This is a genomic window from Clostridium sp. X (genome assembly GCF_055755365.1).
On record NZ_CM146912.1, the window covers coordinates 2,462,595 to 2,483,868 of the forward strand.

Annotated in this window: 29 protein-coding genes; 28 read left to right on the plus strand and 1 reads right to left on the minus strand. The window is 32.6% G+C overall.

Annotated features, from left to right (window positions below; translation table 11 throughout):
- Window positions 1-78 precede the first annotated feature (78 nt).
- The 8 genes from ACX0KU_RS12385 (at window position 79) to ACX0KU_RS12420 (ending at window position 5,369) form a co-directional block, all read left to right on the plus strand.
- Window positions 79-1,776 (plus strand): flagellin N-terminal helical domain-containing protein, encoded by a 1,698-nt coding sequence (locus ACX0KU_RS12385; protein ID WP_472990259.1) that lies wholly within the window; start codon window positions 79-81, stop codon window positions 1,774-1,776.
- An 86-nt stretch (window positions 1,777-1,862) separates the two neighbouring features.
- Window positions 1,863-2,042: a YjfB family protein gene (locus tag ACX0KU_RS12390; RefSeq protein WP_472990261.1), complete on the plus strand. Its 180-nt coding sequence runs from the start codon at window positions 1,863-1,865 to the stop codon at window positions 2,040-2,042.
- Between the two features lie 2 nt (window positions 2,043-2,044).
- The gene (locus ACX0KU_RS12395; protein WP_472990263.1) at window positions 2,045-2,296 is read left to right on the plus strand and encodes a hypothetical protein; all 252 of its coding nucleotides are present in this window, start codon (window positions 2,045-2,047) and stop codon (window positions 2,294-2,296) included.
- A 394-nt stretch (window positions 2,297-2,690) separates the two neighbouring features.
- Window positions 2,691-3,959 (plus strand): tyrosine-type recombinase/integrase, encoded by a 1,269-nt coding sequence (locus ACX0KU_RS12400; RefSeq protein ID WP_472990265.1) that lies wholly within the window; start codon window positions 2,691-2,693, stop codon window positions 3,957-3,959.
- Window positions 3,960-4,179: 220 nt separating this feature from the next.
- On the plus strand, window positions 4,180-4,575 hold the full coding sequence (locus ACX0KU_RS12405; RefSeq protein ID WP_472990267.1) for a hypothetical protein: 396 nt from the start codon (window positions 4,180-4,182) through the stop codon (window positions 4,573-4,575).
- A 71-nt stretch (window positions 4,576-4,646) separates the two neighbouring features.
- Window positions 4,647-4,856, plus strand: a complete 210-nt coding sequence (locus ACX0KU_RS12410) for a hypothetical protein (protein ID WP_472990269.1) — start codon at window positions 4,647-4,649, stop codon at window positions 4,854-4,856.
- 73 nt (window positions 4,857-4,929) lie between these two features.
- Window positions 4,930-5,109: a YjfB family protein gene (locus ACX0KU_RS12415; RefSeq protein WP_472990271.1), complete on the plus strand. Its 180-nt coding sequence runs from the start codon at window positions 4,930-4,932 to the stop codon at window positions 5,107-5,109.
- Between the two features lie 5 nt (window positions 5,110-5,114).
- Window positions 5,115-5,369: a hypothetical protein gene (locus tag ACX0KU_RS12420; protein ID WP_472990273.1), complete on the plus strand. Its 255-nt coding sequence runs from the start codon at window positions 5,115-5,117 to the stop codon at window positions 5,367-5,369.
- 41 nt (window positions 5,370-5,410) lie between these two features.
- Here ACX0KU_RS12420 and ACX0KU_RS12425 read toward each other — a convergent pair whose 3' ends face one another.
- Complete coding sequence (locus ACX0KU_RS12425) at window positions 5,411-5,632, minus strand: hypothetical protein (RefSeq protein ID WP_472990274.1); 222 nt, start codon at window positions 5,630-5,632, stop codon at window positions 5,411-5,413.
- A gap of 214 nt (window positions 5,633-5,846) precedes the next feature.
- Here ACX0KU_RS12425 and ACX0KU_RS12430 point away from each other — a divergent pair, with 214 nt between their 5' ends.
- The 20 genes from ACX0KU_RS12430 to fliQ all read left to right on the plus strand — a co-directional run bounded on the left by ACX0KU_RS12430 (window position 5,847) and on the right by fliQ (window position 21,263).
- A complete protein-coding gene (locus ACX0KU_RS12430) occupies window positions 5,847-6,713 on the plus strand; it encodes a flagellin N-terminal helical domain-containing protein (RefSeq protein WP_472990276.1) in 867 nt (288 codons plus the stop codon).
- 436 nt (window positions 6,714-7,149) lie between these two features.
- Entirely contained in the window at window positions 7,150-7,554 is a 405-nt protein-coding gene (flgB, locus tag ACX0KU_RS12435; protein ID WP_472990278.1) for a flagellar basal body rod protein FlgB, read from the plus strand.
- Between the two features lies 1 nt (window position 7,555).
- The gene (gene flgC / locus ACX0KU_RS12440) at window positions 7,556-7,987 is read left to right on the plus strand and encodes a flagellar basal body rod protein FlgC (RefSeq protein WP_472990280.1); all 432 of its coding nucleotides are present in this window, start codon (window positions 7,556-7,558) and stop codon (window positions 7,985-7,987) included.
- A gap of 11 nt (window positions 7,988-7,998) precedes the next feature.
- Window positions 7,999-8,325, plus strand: coding sequence for a flagellar hook-basal body complex protein FliE (gene fliE / locus ACX0KU_RS12445; protein WP_472990282.1), 327 nt, complete (start codon window positions 7,999-8,001; stop codon window positions 8,323-8,325).
- Between the two features lie 17 nt (window positions 8,326-8,342).
- Complete coding sequence (fliF, locus tag ACX0KU_RS12450; RefSeq protein WP_472990284.1) at window positions 8,343-9,914, plus strand: flagellar basal-body MS-ring/collar protein FliF; 1,572 nt, start codon at window positions 8,343-8,345, stop codon at window positions 9,912-9,914.
- 5 nt (window positions 9,915-9,919) lie between these two features.
- Entirely contained in the window at window positions 9,920-10,933 is a 1,014-nt protein-coding gene (gene fliG, locus ACX0KU_RS12455; protein WP_472990286.1) for a flagellar motor switch protein FliG, read from the plus strand.
- Window positions 10,917-11,687, plus strand: a complete 771-nt coding sequence (locus ACX0KU_RS12460) for a FliH/SctL family protein (protein ID WP_472992446.1) — start codon at window positions 10,917-10,919, stop codon at window positions 11,685-11,687. The genes fliG and ACX0KU_RS12460 overlap by 17 nt, the downstream gene beginning before the upstream one ends.
- 59 nt (window positions 11,688-11,746) lie before the next feature.
- Window positions 11,747-13,033, plus strand: a complete 1,287-nt coding sequence (gene fliI / locus ACX0KU_RS12465) for a flagellar protein export ATPase FliI (protein WP_472992447.1) — start codon at window positions 11,747-11,749, stop codon at window positions 13,031-13,033.
- A 13-nt stretch (window positions 13,034-13,046) separates the two neighbouring features.
- The gene (gene fliJ / locus ACX0KU_RS12470) at window positions 13,047-13,481 is read left to right on the plus strand and encodes a flagellar export protein FliJ (protein WP_472990288.1); all 435 of its coding nucleotides are present in this window, start codon (window positions 13,047-13,049) and stop codon (window positions 13,479-13,481) included.
- Between the two features lie 19 nt (window positions 13,482-13,500).
- On the plus strand, window positions 13,501-14,880 hold the full coding sequence (locus tag ACX0KU_RS12475) for a flagellar hook-length control protein FliK (RefSeq protein WP_472990289.1): 1,380 nt from the start codon (window positions 13,501-13,503) through the stop codon (window positions 14,878-14,880).
- Between the two features lie 11 nt (window positions 14,881-14,891).
- Window positions 14,892-15,581, plus strand: a complete 690-nt coding sequence (locus ACX0KU_RS12480) for a flagellar hook capping FlgD N-terminal domain-containing protein (protein ID WP_472990290.1) — start codon at window positions 14,892-14,894, stop codon at window positions 15,579-15,581.
- An 18-nt stretch (window positions 15,582-15,599) separates the two neighbouring features.
- Window positions 15,600-15,989 carry a TIGR02530 family flagellar biosynthesis protein gene (locus ACX0KU_RS12485; protein WP_472990291.1) on the plus strand — a complete coding sequence of 130 codons (390 nt, stop codon included), beginning with the start codon at window positions 15,600-15,602 and terminating at the stop codon, window positions 15,987-15,989.
- 67 nt (window positions 15,990-16,056) lie between these two features.
- Window positions 16,057-17,499, plus strand: coding sequence for a flagellar hook protein FlgE (locus ACX0KU_RS12490; RefSeq protein WP_472990292.1), 1,443 nt, complete (start codon window positions 16,057-16,059; stop codon window positions 17,497-17,499).
- Window positions 17,500-17,597: 98 nt separating this feature from the next.
- Window positions 17,598-17,789, plus strand: a complete 192-nt coding sequence (locus ACX0KU_RS12495; protein ID WP_472990293.1) for a flagellar FlbD family protein — start codon at window positions 17,598-17,600, stop codon at window positions 17,787-17,789.
- A 13-nt stretch (window positions 17,790-17,802) separates the two neighbouring features.
- Window positions 17,803-18,612, plus strand: coding sequence for a motility protein A (locus ACX0KU_RS12500; protein ID WP_472990294.1), 810 nt, complete (start codon window positions 17,803-17,805; stop codon window positions 18,610-18,612).
- A complete protein-coding gene (locus ACX0KU_RS12505; protein ID WP_472990296.1) occupies window positions 18,605-19,339 on the plus strand; it encodes a flagellar motor protein MotB in 735 nt (244 codons plus the stop codon). The genes ACX0KU_RS12500 and ACX0KU_RS12505 overlap by 8 nt, the downstream gene beginning before the upstream one ends.
- A 1-nt stretch (window position 19,340) precedes the next feature.
- Entirely contained in the window at window positions 19,341-19,847 is a 507-nt protein-coding gene (locus ACX0KU_RS12510) for a flagellar basal body-associated FliL family protein (RefSeq protein WP_472990297.1), read from the plus strand.
- A 12-nt stretch (window positions 19,848-19,859) separates the two neighbouring features.
- Window positions 19,860-20,216, plus strand: a complete 357-nt coding sequence (locus ACX0KU_RS12515; RefSeq protein WP_472990298.1) for a flagellar biosynthetic protein FliO — start codon at window positions 19,860-19,862, stop codon at window positions 20,214-20,216.
- Entirely contained in the window at window positions 20,213-20,980 is a 768-nt protein-coding gene (gene fliP, locus ACX0KU_RS12520; protein WP_472990299.1) for a flagellar type III secretion system pore protein FliP, read from the plus strand. Before ACX0KU_RS12515 ends, fliP begins: the two co-directional genes overlap by 4 nt.
- Window positions 20,981-20,993: 13 nt before the next feature.
- Window positions 20,994-21,263 carry a flagellar biosynthesis protein FliQ gene (gene fliQ / locus ACX0KU_RS12525; RefSeq protein WP_472990300.1) on the plus strand — a complete coding sequence of 90 codons (270 nt, stop codon included), beginning with the start codon at window positions 20,994-20,996 and terminating at the stop codon, window positions 21,261-21,263.
- The last annotated feature ends 11 nt before the right edge of the window (window positions 21,264-21,274 follow it).

Consider the following 21,274-nt stretch of genomic DNA (forward strand, 5'->3'; position numbering starts at 1 on the left):
ATGCTAGTAGGCTCAAAGAGCTGAACTATAAATAAGGACAAGGATGTCCTAAAAACAAAATTCAAGGAGGAACACATTATGATAATCAATCACAATATGAACGCAATGAATGCTCATAGACAAATGGGTACAAACACAGTTAATGCTGGAAGGTCAATGGAGAAGCTTTCTTCAGGTCTAAGAATAAACAGAGCTGGAGATGATGCTGCAGGTCTTGCTATTTCAGAAAAGATGAGAGGCCAAATCAGAGGTCTTGACCAAGCATCAAGAAACTCACAAGACGGTATTTCTATGATTCAAACTGCTGAAGGTGCTTTAAATGAAACTCATAGCATTCTTCAAAGAATGAGAGAGTTAGCAACTCAAGCAGCGAATGATACTAATACTGGAGATGACAGAGCAGAGATTCAAAAGGAAATCAATCAATTGACATCTGAAATTAACAGAATTGGTAATACTACTGAGTTTAATACTCAAAAGGTATTAGATGGTGGTGAAGCTCAAAGAGCTGCGGCTGGTACAGGGACAACAGGAACATCTACAGGAACTGCTGCAACAGCGGCAACACAAACAGTAGGTGGAACAAATACATTCTCATTTGATGCTGGAGCAGCAAATGGTGACTTGGGTAATTTTACTATCCAGTTTGCTACTGGAGCAGCAGAATCAGCTGCATTTAGTGCTGATGGTTCAACTTTAACTTTAACTCTAGATGAAACAAATGCTGCTTATACTGCATCTGATATTCAAACCTTAATTCAAGGAGCTGATACTGATGCGAACAAGCCTACAGGGCTAGACTTGACACAGTTTACTGTAACAGCAGATGGAACAGATGTTATAGATGCAACAGGAACAGTAAATGAAGCGGTTGCATTATCAGGTGGAGTAGCTGCATCAACAACTTCATCTACTTCTGAATTTTCTGCTACATTACAAATAGGAGCAAATAATGGTCAAGCCTTCCAGGTAAATGTTGCAGATATGAGGTCTGTTGCTCTTGGAATATCATCAGCAAGTACAGGGACAACAGGAACATCTACAGGAACTGCTGCAACAGCGGCAACACAAACAGTAGGTGGAACAAATACATTCTCATTTGATGCTGGAGCAGCAAATGGTGACTTGGGTAATTTTACTATCCAGTTTGCTACTGGAGCAGCAGAATCAGCTGCATTTAGTGCCGATGGTTCAACTTTAACTTTAACTCTAGATGAAACAAATGCTGCTTATACTGCATCTGATATTCAAACCTTAATTCAAGGAGCTGATACTGATGCGAACAAGCCTACAGGGCTAGACTTGACACAGTTTACTGTAACAGCAGATGGAACAGATGTTATAGATGCAACAGGAACAGTAAATGAAGCGGTTGCATTGTCAGGTGGAGTAGCTGCATCAACAACAACAACGGGGGCATTTACATCAGAAGCTGGTGTTTCAAATGGTACAACAAATGATTTAAGTGAATCTGCACTTGATGTATCAAGTCACGGGAATGCTACAAGTGCTATTGAAGTATTAGATGAAGCGATTGCTAAAGTTTCTGCAGAACGTTCAAAACTTGGTGCTTACCAAAATAGATTAGAGCATACAATAGCTAACTTAGGAACATCAAGTGAAAACTTAACAGCAGCAGAATCAAGAATTAGAGACGTAGACATGGCTAAAGAAATGATGAACTTCTCTAAGAATAACATTCTTAGTCAAGCTGCTCAAGCAATGCTTGCTCAAGCTAACCAACAACCACAAGGAGTTCTTCAATTATTAAGATAATTGAAACTATAAATATAGAACCTATAAGGAGTCAGAGTCAAAACTCTGGCTCTTTTTTCAAATAAAAGACGTTAGGAGATAATTATATGGATATAGGAGCATTATCAATGGTGATGAGCCAATCAAAAGTACAAGAAGTAGCTGGAGCAGCGGTAATGAAGATGGCTATGAATACAGGTAAGGAAACAGCTAATCAGATGACAGAAATGCTAAAGAGTGCTGCAGTAGACCCTAATCGAGGACAAAATTTGGATGTTATGGTATAGTGATGGATGAAAAAGAAGAGCTAAAAAAGGAGCTACAACAAGAACTGCAGTGGGTGCAGTACAGACAGAAGATGCTGGACATCATGGAAGAAAAGCTTCTGCAGATGAAAGAACTGGCTCAACAGGCTAAAGATAACAATCTTAGCCCAGAAGAAATTGCAGTCCTAAATGCTAAGCTAAATAGGTTTGCAGCACAGGTTAATGCATTGGATGAAGAAAGTAGAAAAATTGAACTTCAAGGAATAGATGAATGAGCATTGGTAACTAATAAAATAGTTGCTGATGCTCTTTTTGACGTTCATACGAATAAAATACCGACACTACTGTCACTGTAAAAAATAGTATGCCCATAGTGTTGATAGTGCCGATTTCTACGGCAGAAAGCGGAGTTCACTGCAAAACTATGTGAAAATTCACTGCAAAAATATTCTGTAGTTGCTGTAGTAGCAACAGCTATTGAAGTACAAGGACTAGCATAAATATAGCTACAAATCTTACACTGCATAATCTAAATAATGCAGTAAAACGGTAAAAGCCTAAGATGGAGTAAATTCTGTCTTAGGCTATTTTTTTACCTGTAATCATAGAATAATCAAATATATATTATTACCTTGAATAATAGAAATAGAATTCAAGGAGGAGATAACCATGATAAAGATAGCTCATAAAAGAGAAGAAGGACTTTTGAAAAATCTACCAGCGGAAGTAGCAGCTAAAGCAATGGAGATTGCAACTGTTTTGGATGACAGCTATGGAGAGGAAAGAGCTGTAGAGCATGACTTAGGAGGCTATGTTTTAATAGCAGAGGTAGAAGAAGATGTTAAAACTATAAAGGAACTAATAAACCTAGAGGATATTTTACCAGAGTATGTAGACCTAATAACCTGCTCCAATTGTGGCAATTACACTAATTCTCTAATGCTTCTTAGCAGTGATTACAGCATAAGCCTACTGATTACCTCTAAGCATAACACCTCAAGAACTGCTAAGACACATGGAGGAATAGCAATGGATGCTAATACTACTATAGAACCTTTAGCTGAACAAATCGTAACTGATTTTGAAGAAGCATTAGCTGCAGATGGTAAAGCTGATAAGACATTAGAAAGCTATGTAGGAGACATTAGAGGGTTTCTTAAATGGTTAGAATCTAAGGGAACTATATTCACAGGAAATCTAAAGAGATTTCACATTACTTCCTATAGAAACTACTTAGTCCAAGAAGGCTACGAGATTAATACTATCAATAAGAAAATCAATAGCCTGCAATCCTTCAATCAATTTCTAATAGACAGGAAATACTTAACAGGGCATATAGTAGACATAAGAAAAGATAAGGTTAAGGTAGCTGCAGGTAGTGAAAAAGAAGTAAAAGTATTCACAGATGTAGAGATTGAAAAGCTCCTATTCTATATTCAATCGGAAGAAGTATCTTCAAGGGACAGACTGATAATTTTATTGCTTTTGTATACTGGTGTAAGAGTATCGGAGCTGGTGAATGTAAAGCTAAAGGATATAGACGTACTATCAATGAATCTAACTGTAGCTTGGGGCAAAGGAGGTAAAAGAAGAGAGGTACCTCTAAAGGGTGAAGTCATTGATGCAGTAAGGGAATACCTAGAAGGAGAAAGAAAGAATAATAAATTTGCAGATAGTGAGTACGTAATCCTAACCAATAGGTCAGCAAAGATGGATAGGGATGCTGTAAACAGGCTTCTAAACAGGATGGAAAGCAAATTGGATATAAGAATGCACCCACACAAATTCCGCCACACTTTCTCTACCAGATTGCTGAAAAGAGGGGTAGAGCTAACTACAGTTGCAAAACTAGCTGGTCATGCTTCTATTCAAACAACCGCTAGGTTTTACATCAATACATCACAGAAGGATAAGAGAAATGCCATTGAATTGTTGTAAGAATTGTTGCTACCACTAATACAAACCTAAAATATCAACATTGTGAGCAATATAAAATCGCCCTGACGATAATGTCGATAGTGCTGATATTCACAGGTATTTTAGGAAAATGAATCTATAGTAAGTACAAATATATATTATATTCATAGAAGGTACTTTCATACATGATGAAAAGTACCCTAGGAACATAGGAGCATAGAAAAGAAATGGAGGAAGGAAAATGAGAATAATTAAGACTATGAAAGACATTAAGTTACTGAAGGAGAAATCAGCAGTAAAGGTAGGAATACTAACAGAGATAGAAGAACACTTCAAGCATATCTTCAATAACCTTGGAGAAGGTACTGCAATTGAAGAATTCTCTCTAGTAGATAGTGGAATAATAGTACTTCTTGAGCCTGGCGATAATATAGAAGACTTAGCAGAAATAGGACTTAATCCAGAGGATAAAGGACTGCTAGGAGCTATACAAGAATGGGTAGGAGAAAAGAAATTAGAAAATTGTACACTAATCACTGCTTGTGTACTTTGCAGCAATGAGTACGCACTAAGTATCTTCTTTGAAGGCGGTAAATTTGATGAAGAAGTAGAAAATTGGATAAGTGATAACAAATAGCACCTAATCTGAAAATGAATGAGATTAGGTGCTATTTTTATGCCTAAAAATAGGAAAGGAACGATAAGAATATGATTTCAAATAGAAAAAATGAACCAGCTAAAAGAGTAAATATAGTATCCATCAAAATGGTAAGGGAAGGAAGTATTCTTTATAATGTAAGAAAAATAAGTAGTCCATCAGATGCAGTAGAGCTTGGTAGAAGATTTCTTGAAGAATGTGATAGAGAGCAGCTCATAGTGTGTTGTCTTGACACTAAAAATCAACCTCTATCTGTATAGTTTTCCCTAAAGTGACAGGTACTTGTAAAACAATGTAAAAGAATATGAAAGAATATAGAATGGAGGCAATCTAATGGATATAGGAGCACTATCAATGGTAATGAATCAATCAAAGTTACAAGAATCAGCTGGTTTATCAGTAATGAAGATGGCTATGAACATAGGGAAAGAAACAGCTAATGGAGTAACAGAAATGCTGAAAAGTGCTATTGTAGACCCTAATCTAGGCAATCATTTAGATACAAAAGCGTAGTTTTGATGAATAATGAAAGAGAAGAACTAAAAAAAGAATTGGAGCAGGAACTACAGTGGGTTCAGTACAGACAGAAGATGCTGGACATTATGGAGGCGAAGCTACAGCAAATGACACAACTAGCTGAACAGGCTAAACAAGGTAATCTTTTTGCAGGTGAACTAAAAGAATTAAATTTTAAGCTAAATGACTTAGCGGCACAGGTCAGAGGCATAGATAGTGAAAGTAGAAGAACAGAAGAATGGAAAATACTAGAATGAGCATCAGTGGAAAGCGTAAATGCTGCTGGTGCTAATTATGTTTATACATATGTGCTAATGAAATTTTTAGGCTGTCTATTATTTATATTCTGTATATTTAAATATAGCTTTTGTGGGTTAAAGGTTGAGATAAATTCCCGAGTAGTGTCTTGTAATTTTCTACTGGTATCAACTACTAATGCTAAATTTAAGTAATCCATTGATGCATTTCCTTGGTCTCTAAAACTAACGATTGGGGGATAAGGATTTATAGCAGAAATCATAGAACACCTCACTATAATTGTATATAATAATTATAATAAAAAATGTATATATTATCAATAATTTCATTTAACCTCTTTAATTTACAAAATCAAAATCAGTCAATTCAAGTACCACAAGGTATAAAGCAATAAAGAAAAATTATATGGAAATCATTATAAAGAAACTCACATAATAGTCGATAATATATATTATTATGATTGCGGAGTGATAAATATGAGATTAATGCATAATTTAGAATCTCTAAATGTATTTAGAGAACATTCAAAAGTAATAAGTAGACAAAGTAAGGCCGTAGAATCAATATCCTCAGGTTATAAAATAAATAGTGCTAAAGACAATCCTAATGGTATGGCAAGCAGTGAAAAAATGAGAATTCAAATTAGAGGACTTCAAATGGCCCAAAGAAATGCTCAGGATGGAGTTAGTATGCTTCAAACTGCAGATGGGGCACTTGATAATGTGACATCTATGCTGCAAAGGGTAAGACAATTAACTATTCAGTCTGGGGGAGCAGTTACTGAAGAGGATAAACAAACCATACAGACTGAAATAAATGAGATAATTGAAGGAATGGATGAAATTGTTAATAATACTGAATTTAATGGTATAAAACTAATGAATGGAAGTCAGACAAAAAATCTATTAATGCCAGTAGGTGCAAATGTCAAAGAAAGCATAACTATAAATGTTTATAACCTTAATAGTAGTGAGTTAAAAGATATAAACGGAGATAGTCTTAGTAGTTTAAATACTAAAGTAAGTGTTGATGGAGGTATAAATAAATTAGGAATAGATAAGTCGCTTTCAATAATAGATGGAGCTTTAAATAAAGTTATTCAGGTTAGAAGTAAATATGGTGCCCTGGAAAACAGATTCAGTAGCACATACGAAAAAATAGGTGAAATACATGGAAGTATAGTAGGGGCAGAGAGCAAAGTAAGAGATGCAGATATTGCAGAAGAGATTATGAAATACACGAGAGACAATCTTTTGATAGATTCAGGTCATGCTATGATGGTTCAATCAAATAAGATGCCACAGGAAATTTTAAGAATTTTAGAAAATGTTAGATCAAGATAAGACTAAGAATACACTGAATTCAATATAAGGATTTAGGTGTATTTTTTTTTGTTATTCATAAAATGTTTATAATTAGACAAATAATTATAAAATTATACTTGTTTATAAGAATAATTTTATATTATACTATAATTCTAAAGAAAACGTTGTCATATAATTGAACGTTGTTAAATGTAAGAATACTGCTAAAAATATGGAAAATTGTGAATTATTCATTAAATTTGAAAGAATTTTTTAATTTCTAATAAAGTTTAGATTAAAGTTGTTCCAAAACGAAAAAAAATAGTATATAATGGTATTAATAGAATGTGTTTATAAAAAGTTAATAAAGAATATTTGTTGAACCACATCAAAAAAAAATGTTTACGTACAAATATGTTTTACTTAGGGAAAAATTTGTAAATTTATAACTAATATATATGTAGGAGTTGATGTTTTGAATATACATAATATGTCTAATAATGAAAAAATATATTCATTATTAAAAAAGTCATTGAATGCTTCCGTGGAAAGAGGAAGAATTATAGCGAATAATATTGCAAATGTGAATACTAAGGAATATAAAAAGCATTATGTAACCTTTGAAGAAAATTTACAAGAAATTAGGGGGAGAATTGAACTTAGTACTACAAATGCAAAACATATATCAAATAAAGTAGAATATGGAGAAGTAGAAGTAAAACGTGACGAAGCAACCAGTATGAGAAAAGATGGTAACAATGTAGATATAGATAACGAAATGACAAATCTTGCGGCTAATACATTAAAATATAACGCACTAATTACTGAACTTAATTCACGAATGTCCTTAAAAAAATATATAATATCAGGAGGAAGATAGTATGAGTGCTTTTAGTTCAATGAGAATAAGCTCCAGTGGTTTGACAGCTGAAAGATTAAGAATGGATACAATAGCTTCTAATATAGCAAATGTTTCAACAACAAGAGGAGAAAATGGACAACCATATAGAAGGAAAATAGCTGTTTTTGAGGAGAATTTAATTAGTGAAATTAATAAAAATACAAGTTCTACAAAGGAAAAGTTAATGGGAGTAAAGGCAGTAGGTATTGAAGAAGATAATTCCGAGCTAAGAAGAGTATATGATCCATCACACCCAGATTCAGATCCTGAAGGATATGTGTTAATGCCAAATGTTAATATATTAAATGAAATGGCAGATATGATTGCAGCCACTCGTGCCTATGAAGCAAATGTAACTGCAATAAATTCAGAAAAAAGTATGTTTATGAAAGCATTAGAAATAGGTAGATAGGAGTTATAACGATGAAAATGAATGAATTTATACCAAGTAGATATATATATTCTAATTTAGAAAGTATAGGTACTAAAGATAATAAAAGTAAAGTAAATAATGAAGAAAAAAGTACTCCATTAGGATTTTCTGATATATTAAAGAACAAATTAGATGAAGTTAATGATAAACAAGTAGAAGCAGAAGTAACAACAGAAAGCTTTATTAAAGGCGAAGATACAGACATCCATGAAGTCATGATAAAAACAGAAGAAGCAAAGCTTACTCTCCAACTTGCAGTACAAATGAGGAATAAACTTGTGGAGGCATACCAAGAAATCACTAGAATGCAAGTATAGTTAGGAGTGCTAGATAAATGGACAAGATTAAGGAAAGATTAGGTAAGTTATTTGAAAAACTTAAAGGTCTTAGTAAGGGAAGAAAAATAGCCTTCTCTGTACTTACTGTAGGAATAGTTTTTGGAATTATATATATGATAGTATTTTTTAATACTACGAAATTTGGGGTATTGTACTCTGATATGGATCCAAATAATTCACAAGTAGTATTAGCTAAGTTAAATGAGAAGAAGATTGAATTTAAGGTAAGTAACAATGCTATAAGTGTCCCAGAAGAAAAAATTGCAGAACTGAGAATGGAGCTTGCTCCAATACTTCCAGGTGGGAATAAAGGATATGAAATATTAGAGGATAGCAGTGCTTTTGGAATGACAGATAAGGAACGAAGTTTAAAATATAAAATGGCACTTGAGGGAGAACTAGCAAGAAATATAGAATCTTTTCCAGAAGTTAAAAGTGCAAAGGTTCTTTTAGTTATGCAAGAGGATAGCAACTTTTTCAGAGAGGCAGAAAAATCAAAGGCATCTGTTACGTTAGAATTTAATGTAGGTAAAAATATTACAAATGAGCAGATAGAGGCTATAGTCTCCTTATTAACAGGTAGTGTTAAAAATCTCGCAAGAGAAGATGTAAAAGTTATTGGAGTCATAAATGGAAGAACTTCAGAATTGACTGAAAAGTTAGGTAATAAAGAAAATGGTGAATTTTCTTCGGCTATGGATAAGCAACAAGCCCACAAAAAAGAATTAGAGAAAGAGTTTGAGAAAAAGATTTTAACAGTATTATCTCCTAAGTATGGAAGTGGTGTTAAGGCAACAGTAGCTGTAGATGCTGATTTTGATGCTAATGAAAAAACTTCAACTACCTTTGATCCAAAAAGTGTAGTAAGAAGTGAAGATATAACAAAGGAAACCTCAAACACAGCGGGAGGAAATACAGCTGCGGGTCCTGTAGATAATAATATGGGAAATACCACTCCTGTTAATGGTGGTAATGTAGAAACTAGTAAAGAAAAAGAAACTAGAAACTATGAGATAGGAGAAATGGTAGAGACAACTGTATCTGCTCCAGGAAAGATAAAGAAGGTTTCAGCTTCAGTAGTTGTTAATAATGAAGAAATTACTGAGGAAGAAAAGGCAAGAATAAATAATTTAGTTTCTGCTGCTATAGGATATAGCCAAGCTAGAGGAGACATTATTAGTATTGAAGGAACAAGATTTACTAATGGAAATGATAATGTAGCTGCTGAAGAAGCTGCTAGACTTGCACAAGAGGAAGAAGCAAATAGGAAGAAACTTATGTATTCATACATAGGCGCTGGAGTTGCTGCATTACTATTACTATTTATTATTCTTAGGGCATTAAGAAAAGCAAAGAAAAATAGAATGCAAAATGAAGAAGAAATTCAACCAGGTATTGATATGATAATCGGAGATAATGTAGCTCCAAAAGAAGTATTCTCGCCTCTTGATTTTGAACATGAAAGTGAAAAGACTCACATAGAAAAAGAAATTAAGAAATATGCCACTGAGAAACCAGATCAAGTAGCTGAAATTATTAAGGCTTGGATGACAGAAGATGAGGGGTGATGTGAATGGCAAAAGATAATAAGTTAACAGGTGTTCAAAAAGCAGCCATTCTATTTATAACTCTAGGACCAGAGGCAGCTTCAGGGATTATAAAAAAGTTATCAGATGCAGAAATTCAAAAAATAACCTATGAGATTGCTAACATTACATCGGTAAAGCAAGAACAAAGGACAGGCATCTTAGAAGAATTTGTAGAAATGAATAAGGCAAAGGATTATATTTTAGAAGGTGGATTTGAGTATGCAAGAAACTTACTTGGTAAAGCACTAGGCGCTCAAAGAGCTAAAGAAATTTTGGAAAAAGTTAGTGAAGCTACTCAACAATATAGGCCTTTTGCTATTGCTAGAAAAGCAGATGCTCATCAATTGTTAAATGTAATATCAAATGAGCATCCACAGACAATTGCACTTATTTTATGTTACCTTCAACCAGATAAAGGTGCACAAATACTATCAGAACTTTCTGAAGATATACAAACTGAGGTTGCATATAGAGTAGCATCTATGGATAATACTTCACCGATGGTTATTAAGGAAATAGAAAAGGTACTAAACACTAAGTTGTCTTCAGTTGTTAGAACAGATATGACTACTATAGGTGGAGTAGAAACACTTGTTGATATTTTAAATCAGGTGGATAGAACTACGGAAAAAAATATTACAGAAGGTTTGGAGAGAGAAGATCCAGAACTTGCAGAAAAAATCAAACAATCAATGTTTGTATTCGAAGACGTTGTTTCTTTAGACGATGTATCTATACAAAGAGTGCTTAGAGAAGTGGAATCAAAAGATCTTGCTCTTGCCCTTAAAGGTTGCTCAGAAAGTGTGGCAAATGTTATATTTAAAAATCAATCAAAGAGAGCTGCTGCTTCATTAAAAGAAGATATAGAATTCCTAGGTCCTGTAAGACTTATGGATGTTGAAAAAGCTCAACAAAAAATTGTTAGCATAATAAGAAGACTTGAAGATGCTGGAGAAATAATTATTTCAAGAGGTGGAGAAGATGCTATCGTCGTATAGAGTAATAAAGAGCAATAGTGTTGTAACAAATGGTAATGTTGAAATAAATACTGATCTGGTAAACACATCTTCTAATAATAAAGATAAAAAAGAGTTAGGAGAAAAAAATGCTAAAGATTTCATAGAAAGCTATGAGGTTCTTGCAAGAACAATGCTTGAAAATGCTAGAAGAAAAAGTGATGAAATGTTAGCTACGGCATATGAAGATGCTAGAAAGCTAGAACAAGAAGCTTACGAAAAAGGAATGGCAGAAGGATATAATGCTGGTTATGAAAAAGGTTCTAAGGAAGGTAGTGTATATTACGATAATATGGTAAAAAAAGCACAACTAGATGCTCAGGGAATAGTTACTAGAGCAGAAAATCTTTTGCTAGACAGCAATGACCAGTATTTAAAATATTTAGAAACAAAAAAGGAAGAAGTAAAAGGATTAATTACATCAATTGCAAAATGTGTATTAAAGAGGGAAGTTAAAGATAAAGATGCCATTACAAATATGGTACTAGATGCTATGGAAATAGCTTCAAAATCAAAAACAATAGTAGTAAAGACAAGAAGCAATTATGTACAGCATTTAAAAGAGAGTATAGATAACTGGAGACAACAATATATATTTCAGGGAGAAGTTTTTGTAGTAGCTGACGATGAAATGGAAGAGGGAGCAACAATTATTCAAAAAAATAATGGTAAAATTACAGTTAGTATTAATGATGCAATAGAAAAAGTTAAAGAAATTATTTCATTAAATAGTTAGGGTAGCTTTATTATAATTTGAAAGTTGGTGAGGCTTTGGAACTTTCATTAGATTTTGGGATGCTAAAAGAAAAGGTTCAGGAATATGATTTTAGATATATTGAAGGCATGGTTAAACAAGTTATAGGTTTAACCATAGAAGTAGAAGGAATAAAGGCATTTGTAGGCGAAGTATGTACAATATATAATGAAAAGAACCATCCTATAGACTGTGAAGTGGTAGGTTTTAAAGAAGATAATGTAATACTTATGCCACTAGGGGAATTAAGTGGAATATCTCCAGGATGTAGAGTTATACCTACTAAGAGACCTTTAAGTATAAGTTGTTCTGAAGAGTTGTTTGGAAAAGTACTAGATGGACTTGGAAGACCACTTCGTGGAGGTGCAGTTAGGGGAAAGGCAGATTACCCACTGGATACTTCACCACCCGACCCTTTAAAAAGAAGAAGAATAATAGATGTATTACCTACAGGGGTAAGAGCTATAGATGCATTTCTTACTTGCGGAGAAGGACAAAGAATAGGTATATTTGCAGGAAGTGGTGTTGGAAAGAGTACTACTCTTGGGATGATAGCAAGAGAAGCTAAGGCTGATGTAAATGTTATTTCTCTTATAGGAGAAAGAGGGAGAGAAGTACTAGATTTTATTGAAAGAGACCTAGGTGAAGAAGGATTGAAAAAGTCAATAATAGTTTGTGCCACCTCAGATCAACCAGCCCTTGTTAGAATTAAAGGAGCCTTTACAGCAACAGCTATAGCGGAATATTTTAGAGATAAAGGTAAGAAGGTTATTCTTATGATGGATTCTGTAACTAGATTTGCTATGGCACAAAGAGAAATTGGACTTGCAATCGGGGAACCACCAGCCACTAAAGGATATACTCCATCAGTATTCGCAATGCTACCTAGACTTATGGAAAGGTCTGGAATGTCTGATAAAGGCTCTATAACAGCTTTTTATACTGTTCTTGTAGATGGAGACGATTTTAATGAGCCAATAGCTGATGCGGTTAGAGGTATACTGGATGGGCATATAGTATTATCAAGAAGTTTAGCCGCCAAAAATCACTATCCAGCTATAGATGTTTTAAATAGTGTAAGTAGACTTATGGCAGAAATTGCAGATGATGATCATAAAGCAGCTGCATCCTTTGCAAGAGATATGATGGCAACTTATAATAATTCAGAAGATCTTATAAATATAGGAGCTTATGCAAAGGGTAGTAGTAAAAAGGTGGATCTTTCTATTAAGTATATTGATGAGATAAATAAATATTTAAAACAAAGTGTTGATGAGCATATTGATTTTAATACTAGTATAGTTGCATTAAAAAATATGTTTAGATAGATGAGGATTAATTATGGAAGGTTTTAAATTTAGATTAGAGAAAGTTCTAGATATTAGATATGATAAAGAAGAAGAAAGTAAGCGAGTATTTACTGAAGCTCAGAATTCAAAAAATCAAGTTGAAGAAAAATTAAATACTTTAACAGAAGGGTACGATAAATATTCTAAAGTAGATGTTAGTTGCAGTATGCTTGAGAGGAAAATAAGACAAAATTATTGCAATGCACTTCATTTTAATATAAATGAAACCAAAGTAGAACTTACTGAGAAAACAAATGAATTAGAGATTAAAAGAGAAGAATTAAAGCAAAGACAAATAGAGAGAAAAACAGTGGAAATTTTAAAAGAGAATCAAAAACAAGCTTATATTAAAGAGCAAAATCAAATAGAACAAAAAGCCAATGATGAATTTGCTCTTTATGCATTTATAAGAAATCTAAAAAAATAATATGAAAGGAGGTAAGATTTTGAATAATGGTGTGCCTAATATTCCTGTAAGTAGTAAGGAGCTTAATAGTCTAGAAGTTAGAAACAAAACTAATAATTATTCTAATACTTTAAAAAACAAAAGTAGTGTTGAGAGTAATTTCAAACAAGTATTAGATAAGACTTCTAAGTATGACAATAAAAATAATAGAGAAGATACTTCTAATATTGAAAAATCTAAATTAAAAGAAAACATACCATACTCAAAAAGGAGTGAAACTAGTAAATCAGAGAATACAGATAAAGAGATAACTAGTTCTGATGATAAGAAAGTTCAAGCAAATAACCAAGAAAATGACTTGATGCTGTTACTTCAACAATTACTACAAGGGAAAATATCTTTTGAAGAATTTGCTGAAAAAGCAGTGCAAGGAGAAGGACAACTAGAGAAATTATCTCTAGAGTTAACAAATATTGGACTTGAAGGGATTGAAGGAAAGTTTAGTTTAGATCAAGGTACTTTAGAAGAACTACAAGAAAAGATTTCTAGTGATTTAACACAAATTATTAAAAATATGCTATTAGAAAATTCACAAGAAAATAAGTCTTTTGAACTATTAATGAGTGAAGCAATTAATAAGGCTTTGGAAAAACCATCCTCTATAGGTATGCAAGAACAGATTATGAATAATATTAAGAATAAATTGCAAGAGAATAATCTGAATAAACAAACAGATGATTTCACTAATGAATTAAATAGCAATATAACTGTAAATTTACAAGATAATATAGTTAATAAATTACAAGTTACAAGTAATAATAGTAAAGATTTTTCAAAAGAAAGTAACAGTGAAGATAAATTTCTTAAGGATTTAGTAGCTGGAAATAAAAATGATATTACAAATAAAGTAGATAAGTTAGTTAATTTTATGAGTACCTTTAATAAAGCTATAGACACAAGCAATATAAGTGAAGTAGGACAGGCTGTAACTATAAATAAAAATACATTTATCCATGATATTATTAAATCTGTAAAATTTATGGAGCAAAATGATATGAAAGAGATGACAGTAAAGCTAATGCCAAGGGAACTTGGAGAAATTGTAATTAAGCTAACTATGCAAAATGGTTTAATGAAGGCAAGTATTACTGCTAATAATAAAGAAGCTTATAATTTACTTAACTCAAATCTTCAAGATATAAATAAGTTAATAGGAAATGAAGAGATAAAAATTCAGAATGTTACAATTAATATTTATAATGAAGATACAACATTTTTCAGTAGAGAAAATAGTAAAGAACAAAATAAACATTCTGGAAGCAGAAATGGTAGTAGGACAGGTATTTCAAAATTAGATATTGAAGAAGAAGTAAATGATGTATCTATTTTTGAAGATGGTAGTGTAAATGCTTTTGTATAGGAGGAAGGTAAATGGTAGATCCAATTTTAGCAACACAAAGTGCAACTGAGAAAGGCACGAGAATAGTAAAAAAAGGCCAAGAGATGGACAAGAATGCCTTTCTAAGAATTCTTACAGCTGAGCTTACAAATCAAGATCCTTCAAATACTAAGGATTCCACTGCATATGTAAGTCAATTAGCTCAATTTGCAAGTCTTGAACAAATGGCTAATTTGAATAGCACAATGAGCTTTAACTCAGCAAGTACATTGGTGGGAAAAGTTGTAGCATTAAATGCCTTTGATGATTATGGTAAGCAATATGGAGGAATAGTTACAAATGTTAATAAACAAGGAGATACAATTAAATTAACGGTAAATGTAGCTAAGTATAAAGGTGATGAAGTTATAGGATATGAGGAAAAAGAGTTTGCACATAAAGACCTCTCAGACGTGCTTGATTTGCCAGACGATAAATCTCAATCTCTTACTTATATAACTGAAAGTATGAACTACTTAAATTCTAATATGAGTTTTATGGCAGCTTCAGGATTAATGAATAAATCTGTTGAATTGACATCTGCGGAAGACAAACAAACTTATTCGGGAAAAGTATTAGAAGTATATAAAATATCTGAAGGTATAAAGATGAAAGTAGCTCTAGATGACGGTACAGAAAAAGAATTTTTCTACAGCGAAATTACTAAGGTGAAGAATAGTTAGAATTAATAGGTGATGTAAATGGGATATAGAATTATAAATGGGAACTTTTATCCTGTAGGGGATTTTCCACAGGTGAATAATAAGATACAACAAAGTGTAAATAAAAAGAGTGATATCTTTGAGAATATACTTAAAGATAAAATGAACGCTAAAGCTAATTTCACTATATCAAATCATGCAGCAAAAAGGTTGCAGGATAGAAACATAGAGTTTAATGAAATAGATATAAATAATATCAATAAAGGAATAAACATAGCAAGTGAAAAAGGCTCAAAAGATTCTCTGATTATATATAAGGATGTTGCTCTAGTTGCAAGTATAAAAAACAGAACAATAATAACTGCAGTAGATAAAAATGAGAACAAAGAAAATGTATTTACTAATATTGATAGTGTAGTTATGTTATAGGCTGGACCGAAAGGAAGCCAAGCTCCGTTGAACGACAGAAACGGATAAAAAAATTGGGGGTAGTAAAATGTTAAGATCATTATATTCTGGAATTAGTGGAATGAAAGTTAATCAAACAAAGCTTGATGTAACTGGTAATAATATAGCTAACGTTGGAACTACAGCATTTAAAGGCTCAAGAGTTAGATTTCAAGATATGTTAAGTCAAAATGTATCTGAAGCTTTAGGGCCAGGAAGAAATACTGGAGGAGTAAATGCAAGACAAGTAGGTCTTGGAGTACAAGTTGCAGGTATAGATACAGTTGTAACACAAGGTATGATGCAACCTACAAGTAGAAATCTTGATGCAGCTATAGATGGAACAGGCTATTTTTTAGTAGCTAAAGGAGTAATACCGGGATCTAATGCGGAAGGCATTACAGTTAATCCAGCAGAACATTCTATGAGTGGCGGAAATCTTGAAATGAATTATACAAGAGATGGAGCATTTACTTTAGATTACTCAGGAAATCTTTTAACTTCTGATGGATACAGAGTGATGGGATATGCATTAAAAGAGCAAGGGGGACCAAATGCTGCTACAAATAGCGTAGATTATGACGAGAATGGAACAGTAAATTTTATTGATTCAGATAGTAAGAATGGGCTAATTTCAACAGGAATTTTAGTGCCATTGAGAATACCAGATAGTGTACATGTAAAACCGTCAAATATAGCAATTGCTGATGATACTGCTACTCCACCTATATTGCCAGTTAATATGGATTATACAGGAACAGGAAATACTAAGATGATTGATGGTACAAATGATTTAATTCCTATAAATATAGATACTAATAGTAATAAATTTGTATCAAATACTGATGTAAACATAGAAATTAAGTGGGTAAAAGATGCCACGGATCCAACAACAGGAACATGGAGAATTTTTGCAGGTGGAAAAGATATTCAAGAAGCGGATGGATCTACACCTATATATGTATCAAGAGAAGGGGAAGTTAGCACTACAGCAGGAACAAATGAAGGTATAGATTTTACACAAATTAATATATCAGAACCAGACACTAATATACAACCTGGTACAGAAGATAAGTATACATGGGCATTCACTTTGAGCGCAGAAAAAGATAAAAAAATTAGAAGCTTCTCAATGGAGAAAGATGGAATAATTAAAGCAGTTTTAGATGATGGAAGTGTTAGTGCTCTTGGACAAATAGCAATGACTTCTTTTAAAAATGAAGGTGGACTTAAAAAGTTAGGTAAAAATCTTTATCAAAATACTGCAAACTCAGGTGAACCTATTGTAAGAAGTGGAATTGGTGGACCAAAAGACTCAGATAACAGCGATGGATATGGTGAAATTCTTCAAGGTATGCTTGAAATGTCAAACGTTGATTTATCAGAACAATTTACAGATATGATAGTAACAACAAGAGCTTTTCAAGCAGCTGGTAAAATGATAACAACTGGAGATGAAATTCTTCAAGATATTATTAATCTAAAGAGGTAGACATTAAAAATAATCGTTAATTCCTAGTCGCTGATGGCTAAAATGAGTAGAGATTAGTGACTAGGAATTAGCAACTTATAAAAAGGTGGTTTTGACTTATGATAAGTTTAATTGGTTTAAATAATAAGCAGATGTATTTAAATGCTGATCATATTGAAAAAATGGAACAGGTTCCAGAAACGTTGATTACATTAACCAATGGGAAAAAGTACATTGTGCTAGAGACACCAACAGAGGTTATTGATAGGGTAATAGAGTACAAAAGAAAGATTTACTTATTGGGGTTATAGGAGGCAATTTATAATGAAAAGACAAGATATGCTAACTTTTGTAGGACTCTTAGCTGGGGTTGGACTTGTGGTTTTCGGTATGCTGAGTGGCGGTGGAAGTATTATGATGTTTATTGATCCCGCATCTCTAGCGATAACTGTAGGAGGATCCTTTAGTACTCTTTTAATCAACTATCCTGTAGTAGAATTTAAAAGAATGGTAAAGGTAATAGTACAGACATTCAAAGAAACAAGCATGGCAGGTCTAGATATTATTAATGAGTTTGCAGAATTATCTAAAAAGGCAAGAAGAGAAGGATTACTTTCTCTTGAAGAAGATATTGATAAAGTGGAAGACCCTTTCTTAAAGAAAGGACTTCAAATGGTTGTTGATGGTATTGAGCCTGAAACTATAAGAGAAATACTTGAGCTTGAAATAGGTGAGATGGAAAAGAGACATAAGGATGCAGCTGATATGTTAAAAGCATGGGCAGCATATGCTCCAGCTTTCGGTATGCTCGGAACTCTTATAGGATTAATACAAATGCTTGCAAACTTAAATGATCCATCAAGTCTTGGACCTGGTATGAGTAAAGCATTAATTACCACATTCTATGGTTCTTTAATAGCCAGCATGTTTATGAATCCTATGGCTGGAAATTTGAGTTATAAAAGTAGCAGAGAAGCTACTATTAGAGAAATGATGGTAGAAGGAATACTTGCAATTCAATCTGGTGTTAATCCAAGAATTGTTGAGGAAAAGCTAGTATCATACTTAAATCCTACAGATAAGAATAAATACTATACTATACAGGCTGCAGGTGAGGTGGGAGCAGATGTCTAGAAAAAAGAAAAATAGCGGAGGAGAAGTTAATGGTGAGGCATGGCTTGCAACCTATGCTGATACTATAACATTAATATTAACCTTTTTCGTTTTACTTTACTCATATTCAACTGTTGATGCTGTAAAGTTTCAACAAATGTCCTCAGCTATGCAATCAGTTTTAACTGGACAAGATGCAACATCTATACTTGATTTTAATTCAGCAGGACAGGTTCCAATTGTTGGCCCTCCTCAAGATTTAGGACCTCAAGCAGGTGGTCCACAAGAAGAAATGTTTTCAAAAGTTAAAAATTTTATTGATACAAATAACTTAGAGGATACAGTTGAAATTAAAAGAGATAGTAGAGGCATTATTATGGAGCTTAAAGATAATATACTTTTTGATATTGGAAAAGCTGACATTAAAGAGCCTAGTAAAGCGATTCTAGATAAAATTGGAGTATTAATTTCTTCATTCCCTAATAATATAATTGTTGAGGGACATACAGATAATGTGCCTATAAGTACCTATAAATTTCCAAGCAACTGGGAATTATCTACTCAAAGAGCAGTTAATGTATTAAAGTACTTTGTGCAAACTAAGGGTATGAATCCTATAAGATTTGAAGCAGCTGGATATGGGGAATACAGACCTATAGCATCAAATGATACTTATATTAATAGAGCAAAAAATAGAAGAGTTAATATACTAATTACAGCAAGTGCAGGTGTAAAGGAGAAGAATTAATATGGCTGACAAGCAGAAAAAAGCAGTTAAAGATAAAGAAGGATTAAAAGGAAATTTATTTAAAATTCTTATTATTATTTTATTAGTTGCAGTACTACTTGGTGGTGGTGTCTTTGGGGGATATTTTGTTGCTACTAAAATGAAGCCAACAACCACTACTGTAATTAAAACTGACAAAGTGCTAAATCCTAAAAGTTTTTCTTTAGGGGAGGATTTTTTAGTAAATTTAAAATCAGATAAGTCTAGTGGGTTTTTGAAAACTAAAATATATATTGGTTATGATGGCGAATCAAAAGACCATAAAGAATTACCAGCTGAACTAGAAGAAAAAAAACCAATGATGAGAGATGCTGTTAATGCTATTCTTAGAAGTAAAAAAACAGAAGATTTTGATGGAACAAAGGATGCTCAATTAAAAAAAGAAATTAAGGATAAAATAAATACATTGCTAACTAAGGGAAAAATAGAAGATATTTATTTCTATGAAATAATAGTTCAAGAACAGTAAGGAAGATGAAAATTGGGAGCAAAAGAAACAATTGAAATGTTCATAAAAATTGTAGTTTTTTTACCTTTTATTATATTTCTCATATATTCATTCTTAAAGTATGGAGGAACAAAGCTTCAAACTATACAAAATGGTAGATATATGAAGGTAGTTGATAGATTATCCTTATCTAAGGAAAATAGTTTACTTGTAATTAAAATTGGAGAAAAAGGATATTTAGTTTCCACAGTTCAAGGAAGAGTAGAAATACACATGGAGATTCCACAAGAAGAACTAGCTAATATTGAAACTACAAAAACTATACCCCAATACGAAAGTATAAAGGATTTAATAATAAAACTAAAAAAAGTTAAGGAAGATAAACTATGAGAAAAAAGAAAATTACTTTAGTGTTTTTAGTGCTGTTTAGCATTTTGCTACTACATGGTATTAGAGCTTATGCAGCACCTGAGACTATACCTATTCCGAATATTAATATATCTGTAGACCAATCCCAAACACCTAAAGATTATGTGGACAATATTAAATTGTTAATTATGTTAACGATACTTTCATTATTGCCTTCATTTTTAGTTATGATGACTAGTTTTACAAGACTTATTGTAGTTTTTGGATTTGTGAGAACTGCTATTGGAACGCAGCAGGCTCCTCCTAATCAAGTTTTAGTTGGACTAGTTCTATTTTTAACTATATTTATAATGGCACCAACCTATACTACAATAAATAAAGAAGCTATACAACCATTTTTAAAAAATACTATTAATCAAGAACAGGCTATAGAAAAAGCAGCAGCTCCCATAAGACAGTTTATGTTAAGGCAAACAAGAGAAAAGGATCTAGGTTTGTTTTTAGATATAGCAAAAGTAGATAAGACAACAATAACTAAAGATAATGTTCCTATGCATATCGTTATACCTTCATTTATTATTAGTGAGATGAACACAGCTTTTAAGATAGGATTTCTAGTTTATATACCATTTTTGATAGTTGATATTGTAGTAGCAAGTGTGCTGATGTCCATGGGGATGTTTATGTTACCACCTGTTATGATATCCCTTCCTTTCAAGCTTTTATTATTTGTTATGGTAGATGGATGGTACTTACTTGTAAAATCATTAGTAATGGGATTTTAGTGAGGTGATATAGATGAGTGAAGATATGGTAATTGGAATATTAAAAGATGCTATTTATACTGGAATTCTTACATCAGCTCCTATTTTAATTGTTTCTATAGTTGTAGGTTTAGTAATAAGTATATTTCAAGCTACAACTCAAATTCAAGAACAAACGTTGACTTTTGTACCTAAACTTATAGCAGTTGGATTAGTGGGACTAGTAGCAGCTAAATTTATGACTCATACCGTTGTAGGATTTACAGAAAGAATTTTTCAAATTATTGCAAATATAACGCATTAGGTGGGATTAAA